This window comes from Achromobacter sp. (assembly GCF_032102605.1).
Classification (GTDB): domain Bacteria; phylum Pseudomonadota; class Gammaproteobacteria; order Burkholderiales; family Burkholderiaceae_B; genus Achromobacter.
The window spans coordinates 807,191-824,538 of the sequence record NZ_DAMDGT010000001.1; the positions used below are offsets into that span (position 1 = coordinate 807,191).

Below are 17,348 nucleotides of genomic sequence, written 5' to 3' on the forward strand. Positions count from 1 at the left end.
CGCAGGCATAAAGTGGACGTATTGCAGCACTGCATGCCTGGCACAACGCGCCCGGCCGGTCTGCAAGGTCCAGGGTTACGAATATCTATGGAGTTTTTCATGAAAAAGTCCATGTTCCCTTGCGTCGCCTCTTTGCTCTGCGGCGTTTGTGTGTCCGCCGCCGCGCAGACCGTGACGCCGCTCAACGGCCAGTCTCCACAAACCACCCAGCAGGATATTGCCGCGTGTCAGGCGCAGGCCGGCAGCACTAGCAGCACCAGCACGAACAGCCCGCAGGCGGGAGGGCGCGCCCGCGGCGCCGCCGCCGGCGCGGCGGCGGGTGCGGTGGTCGCCGGCGCGCGCGGCCAGCAGCACGAAGAGGTCTATGACCGGTTGGATGACGACACCAAGCAGCAATACCGGCAGAACCAGGCGAAGGATGCCGCGGTGGCCGGGGCGGTGGTGGGCGGTTCGCGGCAGCGGCAGGACCGGCGCCAGGATCGCGCCAACCAGTCGCAGCAAAGCGCGGCCGCGTCTTCCGCCTACGCCACCTGCATGCAGCAGCGCGGTTATCAGGTGGCTCCCTGAAGCGCGTGGGGAGCGGATTCGAATCGGCTTGCGGCGGCAACTGCGTTCTGCCGTCGCGAGCCACGACGGAAGCTCAGTCCGACGCTTCCGGGCGTGCCGCATCGGCCGAAAAATGCCGGGTTACCCATTTTTCGCACTCGGCCCACAAGCGCGGCGCACCTCGCTTGATGGCGGGTCCATATCGAGAAAAGACCTGCTCGAGCGACACGCCGCTTTCGGTCCACGTTCCGCCATCGGTGAACACATTGATCAGCAAGGGCTGAAACCGGTCCAACGCCTTCGCGAATTTCGCGTCCTCGGTTTCCGCTTGCTCGAATTCTTGCCACAGGCCGAGGAACTGGTCGCCTTGCGGTTGCGGCAGCAAGCCGAACAGGCGCGCCGCCGCCTGGGATTCCTTTTCGGCCTGCAATTCCTGCCCGGCCGCGCCGTGGATCGGAATGTCGCCGACGTCGATTTCCACGATGTCATGCAGCAGAAGCATCTGGATGACGCGATGAGTGTTCACAGGCCCGCTGGCGTAATCGCTGAGCACCAGCGCATACATCGCCAGGTGCCAGGAATGCTCTGCCGAATTTTCCTTGCGGCTTTTGTCCAGCAGCGGCGACTGCCGCATGACGGTTTTCAGCCTGTCGATTTCTCGAAGGAAATTCAGCTGCCTTGCCAGTGTGTCCGATTGCATGGGGGCCTGCGCGTAAGTTGAGTCCAGATTCCTTATAGCCGCTCGCCCGGCAGCTTGCTGGCTTGCCGGACCCAGTCGAGGAATTGAGCTTCGTCGAACTCGCCTTCATGGATGTCCAGGTAGCGAACCTGCGGATATTTGGATTTGCCCTGGGGCGGCGGCTGAAGGGACGCGCCCTGGAAGAAGGTGACTTTGACGTACTTGTTGAAGCAGTGGACGCTGAGAAACCAGCCTTCGCCGTCGAGCCCGTAGAAGGGGGAGTTCCATTTGACGGCTTTGGCGACGTCGGGAACGGCGGTTTCGACGAGAGCGTCGATGCGTTGGCCGATAGGGGATTTCCAGCCGGGCATGGCGGCGATGTAGGCCTGGACGGGCTCGTTGCCGTCGCCCTTGGCGATTTGGGGATTGCCGCCGGAGAGCAGGACGGCGTCGCCAGGCTTGGAGGACGTTGCTTTGCCCGCGGCGGCGGTCTTGGGCTTCGGTTCGGTCATGGCTTGTCCAGTAGTTCCTGAAGATCCGTGAGCTTGGCCTCTGCCACCAGGCGGAGTTCTTCGACGAGCTGTTCGGTAGCGGGGCTGCGGCGTTTGCCCTTGGGAAACACCAGGCCGTAATGCAGTTTGATGGCGGGGCGGAATTTCCGGACGGCGATGTCCAGGTGCCGCTGGGCCAGTGTAGCCATCGGATCGGCCAGCGCAATGCCGCAGTCCATGGCCGCAAGCTGGATGGCCATGGTGCTGAAGGAGACCTCCAGTTCGCTGTGCGCGGCGGCATTGGTGGCTTCAAAGGCGGCCAAACAGCGCTGTTCAAGGATGCTGCGGCGGCCCAGGCTGATGTAGGGCTCGTCCTGCAGGTCTTCGGGGCCTATCTGCTTGCGGCTGGCGTAACGATGTTCGGGGTGCATGACCGCGACGATCTCGCTTTGGCACAGCAGTTCGGTTTCGATGGCGGGATGCTCGAGCGGAAGCTGGACCAGCGCCAGGTCGAACTGCTGCTGGGCCAGCCACCATTGCAGTTCGGCGGGCATGCGCGCGTTCAGCGCGGCGGTGAAGCCCGGCGTCTTCAGGCGGCAGCGGCCCAGGGCTTCGATGGCCAGGCCGTCGATGATGTGGTTGGCGGCCAGCACGCGCACGCGATCGCGCCGTCCTTGGCGCATGTCTTCGGCGTAGTCGGTCACGGCGTCCTGCGCGCGCAGCAGGCCGTACACGCGCTTGTAGAACTCGTGCCCGTCGTCGGTCAGTTCCAGCCGGCGGCCGGTCTTGCGCAGGATTTCAAAGCCCGCTTCTTCTTCAAGCTGGGCCAGCAGGCGGCTGACCTGGGGTTGGGTGCGGTGCAGGCGCAGCGCGGCCTGGGCGACGCTGCCACCCTCGACGAAGGCGTGCAGGGCTTCGTAGGCGCGGGTATTCATGCCGTGTGTCCCTTGAAAATACATGCGTGTTGCGCAAGTATTCGAGCAAATTTCGAAATTGAATTATATGTCCGCTGCTTTCAGAATTTCTCCCAAGGCGTTCGTTGAACGTGCGCCGGTAACAAGGGAGTGATAGGCAGTGAGTCAGGATCCGATTGTGGTGTGGGGCGGCGGCGCCATTGGCGGCGTGGTGGCGGCAAAGCTGGCGGACGCCGGCCAGGATGTGCTGCTGGTGGACGTGGTGCCCGAACACGTGGAGGCGGTGCGCGCGAAGGGGCTGGAGATCATCGGGCCGGATGGCGCAAGCACGTTTTCGCCCATGAAAGCCTGCCTGGCCGCCGACGTGCAGGGGACGTTTTCCAGGATCATGCTGTCGGTCAAGGGGCAGCACACCCGTCCGGCCATGGCGTCGATCGCGCCGCGCCTGAGTACGGACGGCTGGGTGCTGGCCCTGCAGAACGGGCTGACCGAGGCGACGATCGCCAGCGTGGTGGGACAGGAACGCACGCTGGGCGCGCTGGTGAATTTCGCGTCGGATTACGTGGGGCCCGGGCGCATCCAGTTTGGCGGCCAGGGCAGCCTGCGGGTGGGCGAGATCGATGGGGCAGACACGGCCCGTTCGCGCCAGGTCGAGACGCTGCTGCGGCATGTGGATCCGCAGTCCAGTTGGACGGACCGCCTGATGGGCTACAAGTGGAGCAAGGTGGCCATCGGTTCGCTGCTGTTCACCACCGCGATGTCGAACGACACGATCGTGGAGCAGCTTGGCAACCAGCATTACCTGCCGCTGTGGCGCGCGCTCTGCCGCGAGGTCGTGACGGTGGCCCGCGCCAGCGGCGTCGATCCGGCGCCGTTCGACGGCTTTGCCCCGGATGCGTTCACCGCGTCGGCCAGCAGGGAAGACGCCTGGGCGCAGATGCAGCAGATCACCGATCACTGCCGGCGTTGGGTGGGCAAGCCCCGCACTGGCGTGTGGCGCGACCTGGCGGTGCGCAAGCGCCCGACCGAAGTGGATCCGCAGATCACGGACATCGTGGCCCATGGGCAGGCCGCCGGCATCGAGACGCCGACGGTGGCGCGCCTGATCGCGATGATCCGGGAGATGGAGGCGGGGCGGCGCGATTTCGGCAACGCCAACCTGGATGCGCTGATGGAGTCCGCGGCATGAACCCGGCCGCGTTTTCGGATCAGCACGTGCTGGTGACGGGCAGCAACGGGCACTTCGGCCGCGAACTGGTTCAAGCCTTCACGCAGGCGGGCGCGGCGGTGACCGGTGCGGACCGCGCCGGCGCGCCCGGGCAGGACAAGTCGGAAGGCTATGTCGCGTTGGACGTGACCGACGGCGCCGCGATCGAACGCCTGGTCTCCGGGTGGGACGACGCGTCGTTGCCCCGTGTGCTGGTGAACAACGCGGCGATCTTTCCGTTCATGGACATCCTGGACGCGCCGCCGGACCTGTGCCGCGCCATTCTGGACGTGAACCTGATGGGCCCGCTGCAATTGACGCAGGCGCTGGCCCGGCGCTGGATCGCGGCGGGCATTCGCGGCGCGGTGGTCAACGTGAGTTCCGCGTCGGCCGAGGTGGCCCGCTTCAATGGCGCGATCTACGGGCCGTCGAAGGCGGCGCTGGAGCAGATGACGCGCATTCTGGCGGTCAGGCTTGCCCCGCACGGCATCCGCGTGAACGCAGTCCGCCCGGGCCTGGCGCAGGGCGAGAACAGCGCCGCGCTGCCGCAGGCGCATCTGGACAGCATCGCGGCCGCCATTCCGCTGGGACGCATGATCCAGCCGGACGAACTGGCGCGGGCCGTGTTGTTTCTTGCCAGCGACGCAGCGTCGTTCACCACGGGCCAGGTGCTGTCGGTGGACGGCGGGGGCGGCATCAATCGGCGCGCCCCGATCTGAACAAAGCAATATCAAGGAGAAAACTGATGGATACCTCCATGCGCGCAATCACGATGCATGAAGACAGCCGGATTTCGTTTCCGTCGTATGCGTGGCCCGAAGGCAAGCGCTGCGCGGTGGCGTTCACGCTGGACCTGGACGCCGAGTCGCCGTATTTCTGGACGGCGCGCGACAAGCAGCCGCTCGCGCTGGGCGAACTGGAACAGCGCAGGTATGGCCCGCGCCAGGGCGTGGCGCGAATCCTGGCGCTGCTGGACAAGTGGGGCATCAAGGGCGCGTTCTACGTGCCCGGCGTGGTGGCCGCGACCTATCCCGATCTGCTGCCCCTGCTGCTGAAGGCGGGGCACGAGGTCGGCTATCACGGCTATTTCCACGAGCGCCTGGACACGCTGGACGATGCCACGCTGGACGATTACCTGGGCCGCAGCATCGAGGTCTTCGAAAAGCAGACAGGCAAGGCATGCCGCGGCTACCGCGCGCCGTCGTTCGAGCATTCGCCCGCCAGCCTGGCATCGCTGCAACGCGCGGGCGTGGCCTACGACAGCTCGCTGATGGGGTTCGACCACCCGTATTCGATCGACGGCCTGGTGCAGGTTCCCGTGACCTGGACCATCGACGACGCGCTGTATTTCCGGTACACCAACGGCCCGCGCGACAAGACGCATCCGGCCAATCCGAACGCCGTGCTCGAGAGCTGGATCGAAGAATTCGAGGGCGTGCGGGAATGGGGTGGCCTTTGCATGATCACGGTCCATGACTGGATCTCGGGCCGGGCGCAGCGCCTGCGGCTGCTGGACAAGTTCTTCGCCCATATCGCCAACGCGGAAGGCGTCTGGTGGGCGACGCCGATGGAACTGCGCGACTATCACCGCGCGTCGGCCACCGCCGGCCGCTACGAGGTCAGCGCGCACGTGGGCCGGTTTGCGCCGGAAGCCGCCAAATAAACCAACAAGGGGAAATCATGAACGAAAAACGTCGCGCCTTGTGCGCACATCTGGCCGGATTGCCGCTGCTGTCCCTGGCGGGCGCTGGCGCATTGCCGTGGCGCAGCGCGCAGGCCGCGCCGGGCTATCCGGACAAACCCGTTTCCGTCGTGGTGCCGTTCGCACCCGGCGGCAACACCGACATCGTGGCGCGCATGATCGGCACCGGCCTGGCGAAGCGGCTGGATGCCAATATCGTGGTCGAGAACAAGGCCGGCGCGGGCGGCAACATCGGCGCGGCCTCCGTGGCGCGGGCCAAGCCCGACGGCTACACCGTGCTCTACAGCACGGCCAGCACCTACGCGATCAATCCGCACATCTACGCGAACCTGCCTTTTGATCCCGTGAAGGCGTTCGAGCCGCTGGCCGTGACCATCCAGGTGCCGGTCGTGCTGGTGGTGTCCGCAAGCTCCGGGATCAAGTCCCTTAAAGAGCTGATGGCCTACGTCAAGGCCAATCCGGACAAGGCCAGCTACGGGTCCAACGGCAACGGCACGTCCAGCCATATTGCGTGCCACGTCCTGGCGCAGAAGATGGGCGTGCCCAAACTGCTGCACGTGCCGTACAAGCAAGGGCCGCAAGTGCTGACCGACCTGACCGGCGGTCAGCTCACGTTCGCCTTCGACGCGTGGTCGGTGCTGGGACCGCAGGTCAAGGCGGGGCGGCTGGTGGCGCTTGCCGTGTCGGGAACGGAACGGCTCAAGGCCGCGCCAGAGATCCCGACGGTTGGCGAGGTCCTGGAAACGGACTACGACATCGTGACCTGGAACGCGTTCTGCCTGCCCAGCGGCGTGCCCGCCGATATCGTCGCGAAGCTTCGCGAGGCCGTGCAAGGCACGATGGAGGATCCCGCAATCCGTTCGCGGCTTGAGAACGAAGGCGTGCCGCCGTATGCGCCCATGTCCCAGGCCGAGCTCGACGCGTTCTTCAAGCGCGAATACGAAAAATGGGGCGCCCTGGTCAAACTGGTCGGCGCCACCGGGATCGCGTGATGACGGCGCGCACCACGGTTGCCGACCTGGAAGACTTGAAGGCCGAACTGACGGCGTTGCGCCGGGGGCTGCACCAGCGGCCGGAGCTGGCTTTCCAGGAACACGACACGTCGGCGCGTCTGGCGGAGCTGCTGTCGGAGTGGGGCTACGACGTGACCACGGGACTGGCCGGCACGGGGCTGGTGGCGACGTTGCGCGCCGGATCCGGTTCCCGGCGGCTGGGGCTGCGCGCCGATATGGACGCGCTGCCCATTGCCGAGACGACCGGGCTGCCCTACGCCAGCCAGGCCGAAGGCCGCATGCACGCGTGTGGGCACGACGGCCACATGGCCATGCTGCTGGGCGCCGCGCGCCATCTGGCGCGCACGCGCAACTTCTCGGGCGTGCTGCACCTGATCTTCCAGCCCGCGGAAGAACGCGGCTTCGACAGCGGCGCCAAGCGCATGGTGCAGGAAGGACTCTTCAAAAGCTTTCACTGCGACATGGTGCTGGCCATGCACAACCACCCGGGCGCGCCCGTGGGCCAGTTCCTTACGCGCACCGGGCCGTTCATGGCGGCGGGCGACCGGGTGTTCGTGAAGGTCATCGGCAACGGCGGACATGCCGCCCGGCCGCATCTTGCGACGGATCCCGTGGTGGCGGCGGCAGCCATCGTGATGGCGCTGCAGACGGTCGTGTCGCGCAACATCGACCCTTCGCAAGCCGCCGTGGTGTCCGTGGGCAGGCTGCGGGCCGGCGACGCACTGAACGTGATCCCCGGCGAGGCGGAGATCGGCATTTCGGTGCGTTCGTTCAGTCCGCAGGTGCGTGCGCGGCTGCGCGAGCGCATCGTTCAGGTTTGCCGGTCCACCGCCGACAGCCACGAGGCCAGCGTGCAGATCGACTACGTGGAAGGCTATCCGGTCGTGGACAACGCCGAGGCGCCTACCTTGCTGGCGCTGGAAGTGGCTCGGGAACTGGTCGGCCAGGAACACGTGGTGGGGGACATGCCGGCGCTGATGGGCAGCGAGGACTTCGCCTACATGCAGCAGGCCGTCCCGGGCGCGCTGGTTCGGATCGGAAACGGGCCCGCGGACGGAGGGCGCGCCCTGCACAATGCCAACTACGACTTCAACGACGACAACCTGTGCGTGGGGGCGGCGTTCTGGAGCCGGCTGGCGGAGACCTATCTGCGCGACGCCTGAAGCGCGCGGCCCTGCGGGACGTTGGCCGCGCGGTTTTGACTCGGGAAACAGCTGCCTACGCGCAGCGCACCTGGGAAGCGGCTCATTCGGCGTCCGGCCTTCCCAGATAATCATCCACCGCGCTGCCCACCGTGGGATGGAACTGGTCATCGCTGAACAGCTGCGACAGCTCGAAGCGCTTGAGCTTGTCGCGCACGGGGTCTTTCATTTCGGCGAAGTGCAGCGCGATGCCTTCGCGCGCCAGGTTCTGGCACAGTTCGCGCAGCATGTCCGCCGAGGTGACGTCGACGCTGGTGACGGGTTCCGCCGCCACCACCACGCGCCGCACGGGCGTGGGCGAAGCCTGCACGGCCTCTGTCAGCCGTTGCTGGAAGAGTTCGGCATTGGCGAAAAACAGCGGCGCGTCCCAGCGGAACAGCACCAGCCCGTCGATCAGCGCGGCCTGCGGGTAGCGCTTCAGGTCGTGGTAGCCGCGCAGGTTGGGTACGCGGCCCAGCACCGCAAAGTGCGGCCGCCATCCGTCCCACAGGAACTCGATGACGGCGATGACCACCGCCAGGCAGATGCCGGGAATGGCGCCGAACACCGCGACGGCCGCGAAGCACAGCATCGATAGCCAGAATTCCCATTGCTGGATGCGGTAGATGCGGCGCAAGTCCTTGAATTCAAAGAGGCCGATGGCTGCGGCGATCACCACCGCCGCCAGTGCGCTGTTGGGCAGGTAGCGCAGGAGGTTCGGCGCCGCCACCAGCAGCGCGGCCACCGCCAGCGCGCCGACGACGCCCGTCAGTTGGGTGCGCGACCCGGCGGCTTCGGCCACCGGCGTGCGCGACGCGCTGCTGCTGATCGGAAAACCCTGGAAGAAGCCAGCCGCCAGGTTCGCCACGCCCAGGCCCACCATTTCCTGATTGGGGTCGACGCGCGTGTTGGTGCGCGCGGCGTAGGTCCGCGACAGCACGCTGGTGTCCGCAAACGCAATCAACGCGACGGCGCAGCCGCCCAGCAGGATCTTGACCAGGTCCGCGTTGCTGAGCCACGGCCAGGCCAGCGACGGCAGTCCCTGCGGAATTTCGCCCAGCACGCTGACGCCTTGCTCGTCGAGCCGGAACAGGTGGACCGCCGCAGTGGCCAGGACCACTGCGATCAGGATGCCGGGCACGCGGTCATAGCGCTTGAGCAGCAGGATCACCACCAGGCTGCCCGCGCCCACCATGAAGCTGTACCAATGCATCTGGCCGTCCATCACGGCCCGTCCCAGCTGCAGCATTTCGCGCAGAGGGCCGGCGTCGTCGATGGAAATGGCGAAGAGCTTGGGCAGCTGGCTGACCAGCACGGTCAGCGCGATGCCGTTCATGTAGCCGTAGCGGATGGGCTTGGACAGCAGTTCCGTGATGAAGCCCAGCCGCAGCAGGCCCATCACGATGCAGAACACGCCGGCCACGACGGCCATCATGCTGGCTGCGGCGACCGCCCGCATGGGATCGCCGTTGGACACGCTGAGCACGACCGCGAGGATGGGCGCGGCCAGGGCGGAGTCCGGTCCCAGCACGAGGATCCGGCTGGGGCCGAACAGCGCATAGGCCAGCAAGGGGATGATGGTGGCGTACAGGCCATAGACGCCGGGCACGCCCGAGGCCTCGGCGTAGGCGATGCCCACCGGCACCAGCATGGTCGTCAGCACCAGGCCGGCGGCAATATCCTTGGGCAACCAAGCGGCCTGGTAGGACTTCAGCATCGCCAGCCCGGGCAGCCAGCGCAGCCAAGACGAAGCACGATTCTGAGCAGGGCGGGGCAGCGTGGTGGCCATGGAATCCCGGTATGCACGTTCGTTCTGTTCGCGGGACTGGATGGACCACGCGCTACTCGGAAAGCGGAACGCCGATTTGGCCGGCAGGCTGGCCCATAAGATGGCGTGCATGAACCCGGCGCTTTTCCTGGCGAAAAGCATATCAGCTTCGCCAGGGATGGTGGCGAGGGCGCCGGCGCTGAAATGCGCGACGCGACGACCTGCCGTGGTTGCGTCCTTCGCAAACCTCGGCGGACGTGACTTTTGCGAATTGTTGCTTGTTGCAAAGCAACACAGGCTGCTATCTTCGAGCCCGAAACGCGTTCGCCCCGTTTTGGACAATGCCCATGCCCGCCCAACCGCTTCTGATTTCCGAATCCCTGCCCACGCCGTCGAATGACACGCTGGGCTGCTCCGCCAGCAAGCTGGTACTGAATCAGGAGTTTCACGGGGGCGGGCTGACGTTCTATCGCAAGAGCACGGACAACGAGCGCTTCGGCAATGTGGAGACGCCGGCATCCGAGCGCGGCTTTCTGGTCGGCGTCGCCATGCGTGGCGGGCATCGTCGCCGGATCATGCAGGGCAACCACGCCTCGACCCACGATTTCGACACGGGCTCGATCTACATCCGTGATTTCACCGACGACTATCGGGCCGATCTGCAAGGTGGATTCGATTTCGTGTTGATGGAGCTGTCGCGCGCCTTCATCGAGCGCGTGAACGACGAGAAGGGCGGCGCGCGGATCAGCAGCCTGTTGCCGCGCGCCGGGCAGGGGGATCCCGTGCTGGCCCACCTGTCGCAGGTGCTCGCGGGTGTGGTGGCGGATCCCGCGGCGAGCAGCAGTCTGTTCGTGGACCACCTGAGCCTGGCCATCGGCACGCACCTTCTGGGACACTACGGCGCCGGCGCCACCACTGGATGGGCCGACACGGGCGGAGCGCGCGTCCTGTCGCGCAAGCTCGAGGCGCGGGCCAAGGACATGCTGCTGGCGACACTGCGCGAAGAGGCTTCAATCGCGGACATCGCCGAGGCCTGCAGTCTGTCGCGCAGCTATTTCATCAAGGCTTTTCGTCAGACGGTGGGCACGACGCCTCATCGCTGGCTGCTGGAGCAGCGCGTGCAGAAGGCCCAGGAACTATTGCGGTCGCCGGCCCGTTCCATCACCGACGTCGCGCTGTTGTGTGGTTTTGCCGATCAGGCGCACATGACGCGGGTGTTCACCAGCGTGGTGGGCGTATCCCCGGGCGCGTGGCGCAGGGAAAACGGCGCCTGAAGGCGGCGCGGGAATCAGTTGCGGTTCTGCCGGCGCCAGGCGGCCGGAGGCGCGCCGACCACGCTGGCGAAGACTCGGGTCAGATGGGCCTGGTCCGAAAACCCGCAGTCGCGCGCGATGTCCGACACCGGGCAATCCGACGTCAGCAACAGCAGCTTGGCCCTTTCGACGCGACATTCCAGCAGCCAGCGGTGCGGTGTGGTGCCCATGGTCTGGCGGAATGCCTTGATGAAATAGCTGCGCGACAGGCCGCAGCCCTGGGCGACGTCCGAGATCGACACGTCGGCCAGGAGGTCGGCCGTCAGCATGTCCTTGGCCATTTCTTCCTGCCACACGGCCAGCCCGCCGCGCGCGGCCGTCGGGGTAGCTTGTGAATCCGCGGCGACGCCGCCGTAGGCATGGATCATGTGGACCTGAGCGGCCAGCGCCAGTTGATCCACGAAGAGGGGATCGGCGCGCGCCGGGTCGGCCAGCGCCGGCAACAGCGCGTTGCCCAACTGGGCCAGGACGGGGTCGGACTGTCCTGGTGGGCAGGAGAGTGTCCGGACATTCGAGACGCCCAGATCTTCGGACACGCGGTGCAGCGATTCGGGGGCGACCCGGAAGTACAGGAAATCGAACGGTGAATTCAGTTCGGCGCGATAAGGCTCGTCCGCGCGCCGGATGGTGATCACGCCCGGCGCCAGCGGCATCGGCCGGGGTTCGTCCGCGTAGTACAGGATGCGCTGCGCGCGGTTGAGCGAGACGCTGAGCAGGAAGCCGTCGCCGTCTGCCTGCGAGCGCGCCGTGCCGAAGCCGGGCTGCGCATAGCCCACCCGAGCGATCTCAAGCGCCGCGCTGCAGCCGGGACTGGTCCGGATAGCCTGGATCGCCGCGCCGGGGTAGGCGTTGCGAAGGCTGGATGGCGCGTCAAGCAGGGCAGGCATGGTCGGGCGGCAGTATCTCGGTGGGCTTACGTTTGCGCAAAACGCCGGTTGCAAGACGGCGTCATCCTAGGCATGCGCACGCCCGAAGGCTTGGACGCAAGTGCGCTGTTTTGCACAAAAGCGCACTGCGGGCCGAAAAAAGAGGCTACAGGATGCCGGTTGAATAACAGTGCGATCATTACTCTTTCATACAAAGCAGGATGCAAGTGGGCAAGACTTGCCCGCGCGGGCCGCGCTACCTTGTGCCATATCCTGCCGCAATCCTCGGATGATCCGGGAGTGTCTACATGAACCGTCTTGCCGCCGGCCCCGCGCCGGCTAGTTCGCCGGCCAATCTGGCCGCCCTGCATGCGCAGGCGTTCCCGATGCTGGGCCGCGCCATGATCGACCGAGCCGCGCCGTATGGCGAAGAGATTTCGGCCGAGCCGGGCAGCGTGCTGCTCAACAGCGGCGATGCCGAGGCCGCCTTCTACATCCTGCTGCAGGGCTATGTCGAAGTCCTCGAATGCGAAGGCGACGGCGCCATGCACAGTTTGCTCGTGCATCGTGACGGCGAGTTTACGGGCAGCCTGGACCTGTTTACCGACCGGCCGAACGCAGTGACGGTGCGCGCCGATTCCCCAAGTCGCCTGTTGCGTCTGAGCCGCGCGGCGCTTGAAGCGCTGCTGCTGGCCGAACGGCCGCTGGCGGAAATCATCCTGCGCGCGTTCATCCTGCGCCGCATCGGCTACCTGCGCCAGCGGCCCTACGGCGGCGCCATCCTGCGTTCCGCCGCCCGCGCGGGCCAGGAAGATCCGGTGATGGACCTGGCGGTCATCGGCGGTGGCCCTGCGGGACTGGCCGCCGCCGCTTATGCTGCGTCCGAGGGATTGCAGACGCTGCTGGTGGGCGGTTCGCTGTCCTGTGGGGATGCGTCCGGCATGAGCGCGTTGAAGGGGTTTCCGGGCACCATCACTGGCTTGTGCGACGGCCCGCTGTTGCGCCGCGCCGAGGACCAGAGCAGTCGCTTCGGCGCGCATTTCCTGCCTTTGCGTACCGTCAGCCGGTTCGACGGCGGCTGCTATCCGTACCGGGTGTGGCTGGACGACGGCCGCATGATCGAGGCGCGCAGCCTCATCGTGGCGACGGGCATGCAGGAAGGGAAGGCCGGTCAACCGGCCCTTGAAGCCAACACCGCGTGGCTGGATGGCTGGCTGGACACGGACGATCAGGGCTACATCCACACGGGCCGCGCCGCGGCGGGGTCGATGCAGGCCCGCGCCTATGAAAGTTCGCAGCCGGGCGTCTTCGCCGTCGGGGCGGCGCGCGCCGGCTCGGTCAAGCACGTGCTGGCCAGCATCGCCGAGGGCGCGGCCGCGGTGCGCGTGGTGCACCGCTTCCTGGACGCTTCGGCGCACTGAGCGCCCCGACTTGAAGGGCCGCGGCTAACGAGACCCGGTATTGCGCGTGTCCAGCGCCAGGAAGTGATGCACGACGGGCTTGTCCGGCCCCACGTGATAGCGCTGCGCTTCGCCTTGCAGATCCGCGTCGGCCTGCGACACGCGGTGGTGCTGGCGCAGGTGTTCTGCCCACGACTCCACCAGGAACCACTCCTGCACCCGCTCGGGATCGCCGGTGTGTTCCGCGATGCCCCAGGCGTAGGCGCCATCGCGCCGGCGTTCCTCGGCCACGGCCTTCAGCGCCTGCAGGAAAGCAGGGCGGTCCTGGACGCGGATGCGGTATTCGATCTGCACCATGACCGGACCGCGATCATGCTCCAGCGGCGTATCCAGCAGCGGCTCGGGCCAGTGGTTCGACGGATCAAGGTTGGCCTCGCCCTTCGGCAGGCGCAAGCGGTGCAACACGACGCCAGCGACCAGCAGGCCGACCGCGCCCGCCAGCAGCGTCGCAGGCACGCCGATCTGCTGCGCCAGGAGGCCCCAGCCCAGGCTGCCCGCCGCCATCGCGCCGTTAAACACCATCAGGTAAATCGCCAGCCCGCGGCCGCGCACCCAATTGGGCAGGATGGCCTGGGCCACGCCGTTGAACGTGGTCAGCGCGACGATCCAGCCCATGCCAAGCAGCAACAGCAGCAGCACCGCGGCCCATTGGGGCGGCGCGAACGACAGCGCCGCCATCACGACCGCTGCGGCGCCCGCGGCGGCGAGCACCAGGCCGTCGGCGTCGAGCTTCTGGCGCAACTTGGGCAGCACGAGCGCGCCCAGGATGGCGCCGACGCCCACGGCGCCCAGCAGCAGGCCGTAGAAGCCGGCGGTGCCGCCCAGCATCTTGCGCGCCACCAGCGGCAGCAGCGCCCAGACCGAGCTGGCGAAAATGAAGAACACCGCCGCGCGCAGCAGCACCACGTGCAGCTCGCGGCTGGCGCGGGCGTAGCGCACGCCGGCGCGGAAGGCGCCGAAGAATTGTTCGGGCAGGCCGTCGTCCGTCTTCTTGGGGCGCTTCCACCACACCAGTGCGGCGATCACGAACACGTAGCTGAGCACGTCGGCGCCATACGCCGCGGCGGCGCCGAACGCCGCCAGCAACAGGCCGCCAACGGCCGGCCCCAGCGCCCGGGCAATGTTGATGCCCAGGGAATTCAGCCCCACAGCGGCCTTCAGTTCCGGCTTGGGCACCAGTTCAGGCACGATGGCCTGCCAGGTCGGGCCCATCAGCGCCGCGCCTACGCCGCCCACGAAGGTCAGCGCGATCAGGTATTCGACGGTCAGCGTGTTGGTCTTGGCCATCAGCAGCAGCGTCAGGCTGACGCAGCCCAACAGCACCTGGATGATGATGAGGAAGCGGCGGCGGTCCAGGATGTCGGACAGCACGCCCGCCGGGATGGCCAGCAGGAAGACGGGCAGGGTGGCGGCCGTCTGCATCATGGCGACGGCGGCCGGGTTGGACGACAGGTCGGTGACCAGCCAGGCGCTGGCGACGTCGCGCATGAAGCTGCCGATGTTGCCCAGAATGGTGGCGCCCCACAGCACCGCGAACAACGTGTGCTTGAGCGGGGCCATGCCGCCGACGGCGGCGGGCGGTGGGGTACTGCGGTCAGCTCCGGCCATGCGGGCGCTCCGTAAGATCGTGCCAGGCGACCAGGACCCATGCCCCGGCCAGCCCGAAATGCTCGTAAAAGGCGTTCATATTCATGAAACGCGCATCGGGGGGCGATTCCCAGTAGCGGTTGGCCATCAGCGCCGCCGCGGCGGTGAAGACGGCCAGCGCCAGGGCGCCCAGCCAGCGCAGCCTGCCCGACAGGACCAGCGCGCTTGCCCCGAGTTCAAGAAGGATGACCGCTGCGGCCGCCAGCGCGGCGGGCTGCAGGCCGAAATGCGTCATCTCGGCCTGCGCGCCGTCGAAGTCCAGCAGCTTGACCAGCCCGCCCTGTATGTAAGCGCCGCAAAGCGCCAGCAGGGCAAGCCAGCGCACGGCCGGCGACGTCAACAGCCGGCGCGCCGTCATACCGCCCAGCACGCGCAGCCCAGCGCGCCCCAGAACCCTTTCAGGTCCGACACGGGAAGTTTGCTGGCCCAGGCGCCGGCGTGCTGGTGGCCGTGCACGTTGCAGTCATTGGCGCAGGCGCAGGCCGCGGCGGCCTCGCGCAGCGTGGCCTGCAGGGGCTTGCCCTCGCTGTCGCCCCAGGCGCCATAACCGCCAAAGAGGCGCGTGGGGGACCAGTCAGGCATGGCGGGCGGCGGCGCGGCCTCGTCGTGCGACGCGAATTCGCCCGCGCCCCAGACCACCTTGCCGCCAACGACGGTAAGCAGGCTGGAGGTGTCGGCGATGTCCGATTCCGGGCACGCGAAGAAGTCGCGGTCGGGGACGACCAGGTCGGCAAGCTGGCCCGCGGCAATGCGGCCCTTCTTGCCCTGTTCGTTGGAAAACCAGGTGACGTTCTCGGTCCACATGCGCAGCGCGGCATCGCGGTCCAGGCAGTTGCGCTGCGGCGTGATGCGCAGTCCGCCCACGGTCTTGCCCGTGATGAGCCAGGACAAGGACACCCACGGGTTGTAGGACGCCACGCGGGTGGCGTCCGTGCCTGCCGATACGTTCACGCCTTTTTCCAGCATGCGCTTGACGGGCGGGGTGGCCTCGGCGGCGCCCGCGCCGTAGCGTTCGACGAAATACTCGCCCTGGTACGCCATGCGGTGCTGCACGGCCACGCCGCCGCCCAGCGCGGCGATGCGGTCGATGGAGCGTTCCGAAATCGTCTCGGCGTGGTCGAAGAACCAGTTCAGCCCGGCCAGCGGCACGTCCTTGTTGACGCGTTCGAACACGTCCAGCGAACGCGAGATCGTTTCGTCATAGGTGGCGTGCATGCGCCAGGGCCAGCGGTTCTGCGCCAGGATGCGCACGATCTCTTCGAGCTCGCCTTCCATTTCCGGGCCCATCTCGGGGCGCGGCTGGCGGAAGTCTTCGAAGTCGGCGGCCGAGAACACCAGCATTTCACCCGCGCCGTTGTGGCGGAAGTAGTCGGTGCCTTGCTTGTATTGGGACGTGGATGTCCAGTTCAGGAAGTCTTCCTTTTCCTGCTTCGGCTTTTGCGTGAACAGGTTGTAGGCCAGGCGGATCGTCAGCTGGTCGGCGTCGGCCAGCTGCTGGATGACTTGGTAGTCCTCGGGATAATTCTGGAATCCGCCGCCGGCGTCGATGGCGCCCGTGACGCCCAGGCGGTTCAGTTCGCGCATGAAGTGGCGCGTGGAATTGACCTGGTATTCGAACGGCAGCTTGGGACCCTTGGCCAGCGTGGCGTACAGGATGGACGCGTTGGGCTTGGCCAGCAGCAGGCCGGTCGGGTTCCCGGCCGAATCGAGCACGATCTCGCCTCCGGGAGGCGCCGGCGTGTTCTTGTCGTAGCCCACGGCGCGCAGCGCCGCGGCGTTGAGCAGGGCGCGGTCGTAGAGGTGCAGGATGAAGACAGGCGTATCCGGGGCGGCCGCGTTCAGCTCTTCAATCGTGGGCAGGCGCTTTTCCGCGAACTGGTGCTCGGTGAAGCCGCCCACCACGCGCACCCACTGCGGAGCCGGGGTGATCGCGACCTGGCGGCGCAGCATGGCCATGGCGTCGGCCAGGCTCGTCACGCCGTCCCAGCGCAGTTCCATGTTGTAGTTCAACCCGCCGCGGATGATGTGCAGGTGGTTGTCGATCAGGCCCGGCAGCACGCCGCGTCCGTTCAGCGCGATCACGCGGGTGGCGGGGGCGGCCAGCGGCAGGATGTCGGCGGCGGTGCCCACGCGCGTGAAGCGGCCGTCCTTGATGGCGACGGCGTCGGCGGTGGGGTTGGCGGGGTCCAGGGTCGTGAAGCGGCCCTGGTGCAGGATGAGGTCGGGGGCGCCAGGGCGCGCGGTGTCCAGGGTGTCAGCCATTGCGCTTGTCTCCACATGCATCGGCGGGTTGGCGGGCGGGGTCGGCGGCCGGCTTGGGGCAGCTGGGCAGTTCGCCGAACATATGGGGTTTGACCTGCTCATGGATCCAGGACGTGCGCGTGGCGTCGTCCGCGAGCAGGCGCTTGACCAGCGGGGGAATCTGTTCCCCCGCCAGGATGCCGAGCAGGCCTACCAGGGCGATCACCGGGGGCGCCGGCGACCGCACGTTAAAGAGCGCATAGATGACTCCGACCAGCAGGCCGAGTCCAAGCGAAACCAGGTAGACCTTCATCGGCGTG

General features: G+C 67.1%; 17 protein-coding genes. 8 read left to right on the forward strand and 9 right to left on the reverse strand.

Annotated features, from left to right (window positions below):
• The first annotated feature begins 99 nt into the window (after positions 1 to 99).
• On the forward strand, positions 100 to 567 hold the full coding sequence (locus tag RT614_RS03805; protein WP_313620387.1) for a YMGG-like glycine zipper-containing protein: 468 nt from the start codon (positions 100 to 102) through the stop codon (positions 565 to 567).
• Positions 568 to 640: 73 nt separating this feature from the next.
• Here the strand turns inward: RT614_RS03805 and RT614_RS03810 are convergent, their stop codons facing one another.
• Genes RT614_RS03810 through RT614_RS03820 form a run of 3 tightly spaced genes read right to left on the reverse strand, consistent with a single transcriptional unit; the run spans position 641 to position 2,651 of the window.
• The gene (locus tag RT614_RS03810; RefSeq protein WP_313620388.1) at positions 641 to 1,246 is read right to left on the reverse strand and encodes an HD domain-containing protein; all 606 of its coding nucleotides are present in this window, start codon (positions 1,244 to 1,246) and stop codon (positions 641 to 643) included.
• A 32-nt stretch (positions 1,247 to 1,278) separates the two neighbouring features.
• Positions 1,279 to 1,737 (reverse strand): DUF1801 domain-containing protein, encoded by a 459-nt coding sequence (locus RT614_RS03815; RefSeq protein ID WP_313620390.1) that lies wholly within the window; start codon positions 1,735 to 1,737, stop codon positions 1,279 to 1,281.
• On the reverse strand, positions 1,734 to 2,651 hold the full coding sequence (locus RT614_RS03820) for a LysR family transcriptional regulator (RefSeq protein ID WP_313620391.1): 918 nt from the start codon (positions 2,649 to 2,651) through the stop codon (positions 1,734 to 1,736). Before RT614_RS03820 ends, RT614_RS03815 begins: the two co-directional genes overlap by 4 nt.
• Positions 2,652 to 2,790: 139 nt before the next feature.
• On the opposite strand from RT614_RS03820, the gene RT614_RS03825 reads away from it, so the two are divergent.
• The 5 genes from RT614_RS03825 to RT614_RS03845 are packed head-to-tail and all read left to right on the forward strand — an operon-like array spanning position 2,791 to position 7,715.
• The gene (locus tag RT614_RS03825; RefSeq protein WP_313620393.1) at positions 2,791 to 3,819 is read left to right on the forward strand and encodes a 2-dehydropantoate 2-reductase; all 1,029 of its coding nucleotides are present in this window, start codon (positions 2,791 to 2,793) and stop codon (positions 3,817 to 3,819) included.
• On the forward strand, positions 3,816 to 4,556 hold the full coding sequence (locus tag RT614_RS03830) for an SDR family oxidoreductase (RefSeq protein ID WP_313620394.1): 741 nt from the start codon (positions 3,816 to 3,818) through the stop codon (positions 4,554 to 4,556). Before RT614_RS03825 ends, RT614_RS03830 begins: the two co-directional genes overlap by 4 nt.
• A gap of 26 nt (positions 4,557 to 4,582) precedes the next feature.
• The gene (locus RT614_RS03835) at positions 4,583 to 5,500 is read left to right on the forward strand and encodes a polysaccharide deacetylase family protein (RefSeq protein ID WP_313620395.1); all 918 of its coding nucleotides are present in this window, start codon (positions 4,583 to 4,585) and stop codon (positions 5,498 to 5,500) included.
• 17 nt (positions 5,501 to 5,517) lie between these two features.
• Complete coding sequence (locus RT614_RS03840; RefSeq protein ID WP_313620397.1) at positions 5,518 to 6,531, forward strand: tripartite tricarboxylate transporter substrate binding protein; 1,014 nt, start codon at positions 5,518 to 5,520, stop codon at positions 6,529 to 6,531.
• Complete coding sequence (locus RT614_RS03845) at positions 6,531 to 7,715, forward strand: M20 aminoacylase family protein (RefSeq protein ID WP_313620398.1); 1,185 nt, start codon at positions 6,531 to 6,533, stop codon at positions 7,713 to 7,715. Before RT614_RS03840 ends, RT614_RS03845 begins: the two co-directional genes overlap by 1 nt.
• 82 nt (positions 7,716 to 7,797) lie before the next feature.
• Here the strand turns inward: RT614_RS03845 and RT614_RS03850 are convergent, their stop codons facing one another.
• Positions 7,798 to 9,522 carry a sulfate permease gene (locus tag RT614_RS03850; RefSeq protein WP_313620657.1) on the reverse strand — a complete coding sequence of 575 codons (1,725 nt, stop codon included), beginning with the start codon at positions 9,520 to 9,522 and terminating at the stop codon, positions 7,798 to 7,800.
• 326 nt (positions 9,523 to 9,848) lie between these two features.
• Between RT614_RS03850 and RT614_RS03855 the strand changes: the two genes are divergently transcribed.
• On the forward strand, positions 9,849 to 10,775 hold the full coding sequence (locus RT614_RS03855; protein ID WP_313620399.1) for an AraC family transcriptional regulator: 927 nt from the start codon (positions 9,849 to 9,851) through the stop codon (positions 10,773 to 10,775).
• Positions 10,776 to 10,789: 14 nt separating this feature from the next.
• Here the strand turns inward: RT614_RS03855 and RT614_RS03860 are convergent, their stop codons facing one another.
• Entirely contained in the window at positions 10,790 to 11,701 is a 912-nt protein-coding gene (locus tag RT614_RS03860) for an AraC family transcriptional regulator (RefSeq protein ID WP_313620400.1), read from the reverse strand.
• A 287-nt stretch (positions 11,702 to 11,988) separates the two neighbouring features.
• Here RT614_RS03860 and RT614_RS03865 point away from each other — a divergent pair, with 287 nt between their 5' ends.
• Positions 11,989 to 13,101 (forward strand): cyclic nucleotide-binding domain-containing protein, encoded by a 1,113-nt coding sequence (locus RT614_RS03865; RefSeq protein ID WP_313620401.1) that lies wholly within the window; start codon positions 11,989 to 11,991, stop codon positions 13,099 to 13,101.
• Positions 13,102 to 13,125: 24 nt separating this feature from the next.
• Here RT614_RS03865 and RT614_RS03870 read toward each other — a convergent pair whose 3' ends face one another.
• The 4 genes from RT614_RS03870 to RT614_RS03885 are packed head-to-tail and all read right to left on the reverse strand — an operon-like array spanning position 13,126 to position 17,341.
• Positions 13,126 to 14,748 (reverse strand): MFS transporter, encoded by a 1,623-nt coding sequence (locus RT614_RS03870; RefSeq protein WP_313620402.1) that lies wholly within the window; start codon positions 14,746 to 14,748, stop codon positions 13,126 to 13,128.
• On the reverse strand, positions 14,735 to 15,145 hold the full coding sequence (locus RT614_RS03875; protein ID WP_313620404.1) for a DoxX family protein: 411 nt from the start codon (positions 15,143 to 15,145) through the stop codon (positions 14,735 to 14,737). Before RT614_RS03875 ends, RT614_RS03870 begins: the two co-directional genes overlap by 14 nt.
• Positions 15,142 to 17,049 carry an amidohydrolase gene (locus RT614_RS03880; protein ID WP_313620405.1) on the reverse strand — a complete coding sequence of 636 codons (1,908 nt, stop codon included), beginning with the start codon at positions 17,047 to 17,049 and terminating at the stop codon, positions 15,142 to 15,144. Before RT614_RS03880 ends, RT614_RS03875 begins: the two co-directional genes overlap by 4 nt.
• Positions 17,042 to 17,341 (reverse strand): XapX domain-containing protein, encoded by a 300-nt coding sequence (locus RT614_RS03885; protein WP_313620406.1) that lies wholly within the window; start codon positions 17,339 to 17,341, stop codon positions 17,042 to 17,044. The genes RT614_RS03880 and RT614_RS03885 overlap by 8 nt, the downstream gene beginning before the upstream one ends.
• Positions 17,342 to 17,348 lie beyond the last annotated feature (7 nt).

Coding starts and splice junctions, on each gene's coding strand:
- RT614_RS03845 (WP_313620398.1), top strand. CDS start 6,531: ATGACGGCGCGCACCACGGTTGCCGACCTGGAAGACTTGAAGGCCGAA.
- RT614_RS03880 (WP_313620405.1), bottom strand. CDS start 17,049: ATGGCTGACACCCTGGACACCGCGCGCCCTGGCGCCCCCGACCTCATC.
- RT614_RS03830 (WP_313620394.1), top strand. CDS start 3,816: ATGAACCCGGCCGCGTTTTCGGATCAGCACGTGCTGGTGACGGGCAGC.
- RT614_RS03810 (WP_313620388.1), bottom strand. CDS start 1,246: ATGCAATCGGACACACTGGCAAGGCAGCTGAATTTCCTTCGAGAAATC.
- RT614_RS03860 (WP_313620400.1), bottom strand. CDS start 11,701: ATGCCTGCCCTGCTTGACGCGCCATCCAGCCTTCGCAACGCCTACCCC.
- RT614_RS03840 (WP_313620397.1), top strand. CDS start 5,518: ATGAACGAAAAACGTCGCGCCTTGTGCGCACATCTGGCCGGATTGCCG.
- RT614_RS03870 (WP_313620402.1), bottom strand. CDS start 14,748: ATGGCCGGAGCTGACCGCAGTACCCCACCGCCCGCCGCCGTCGGCGGC.
- RT614_RS03875 (WP_313620404.1), bottom strand. CDS start 15,145: ATGACGGCGCGCCGGCTGTTGACGTCGCCGGCCGTGCGCTGGCTTGCC.
- RT614_RS03835 (WP_313620395.1), top strand. CDS start 4,583: ATGGATACCTCCATGCGCGCAATCACGATGCATGAAGACAGCCGGATT.
- RT614_RS03885 (WP_313620406.1), bottom strand. CDS start 17,341: ATGAAGGTCTACCTGGTTTCGCTTGGACTCGGCCTGCTGGTCGGAGTC.
- RT614_RS03820 (WP_313620391.1), bottom strand. CDS start 2,651: ATGAATACCCGCGCCTACGAAGCCCTGCACGCCTTCGTCGAGGGTGGC.
- RT614_RS03805 (WP_313620387.1), top strand. CDS start 100: ATGAAAAAGTCCATGTTCCCTTGCGTCGCCTCTTTGCTCTGCGGCGTT.
- RT614_RS03855 (WP_313620399.1), top strand. CDS start 9,849: ATGCCCGCCCAACCGCTTCTGATTTCCGAATCCCTGCCCACGCCGTCG.
- RT614_RS03815 (WP_313620390.1), bottom strand. CDS start 1,737: ATGACCGAACCGAAGCCCAAGACCGCCGCCGCGGGCAAAGCAACGTCC.
- RT614_RS03850 (WP_313620657.1), bottom strand. CDS start 9,522: ATGGCCACCACGCTGCCCCGCCCTGCTCAGAATCGTGCTTCGTCTTGG.
- RT614_RS03865 (WP_313620401.1), top strand. CDS start 11,989: ATGAACCGTCTTGCCGCCGGCCCCGCGCCGGCTAGTTCGCCGGCCAAT.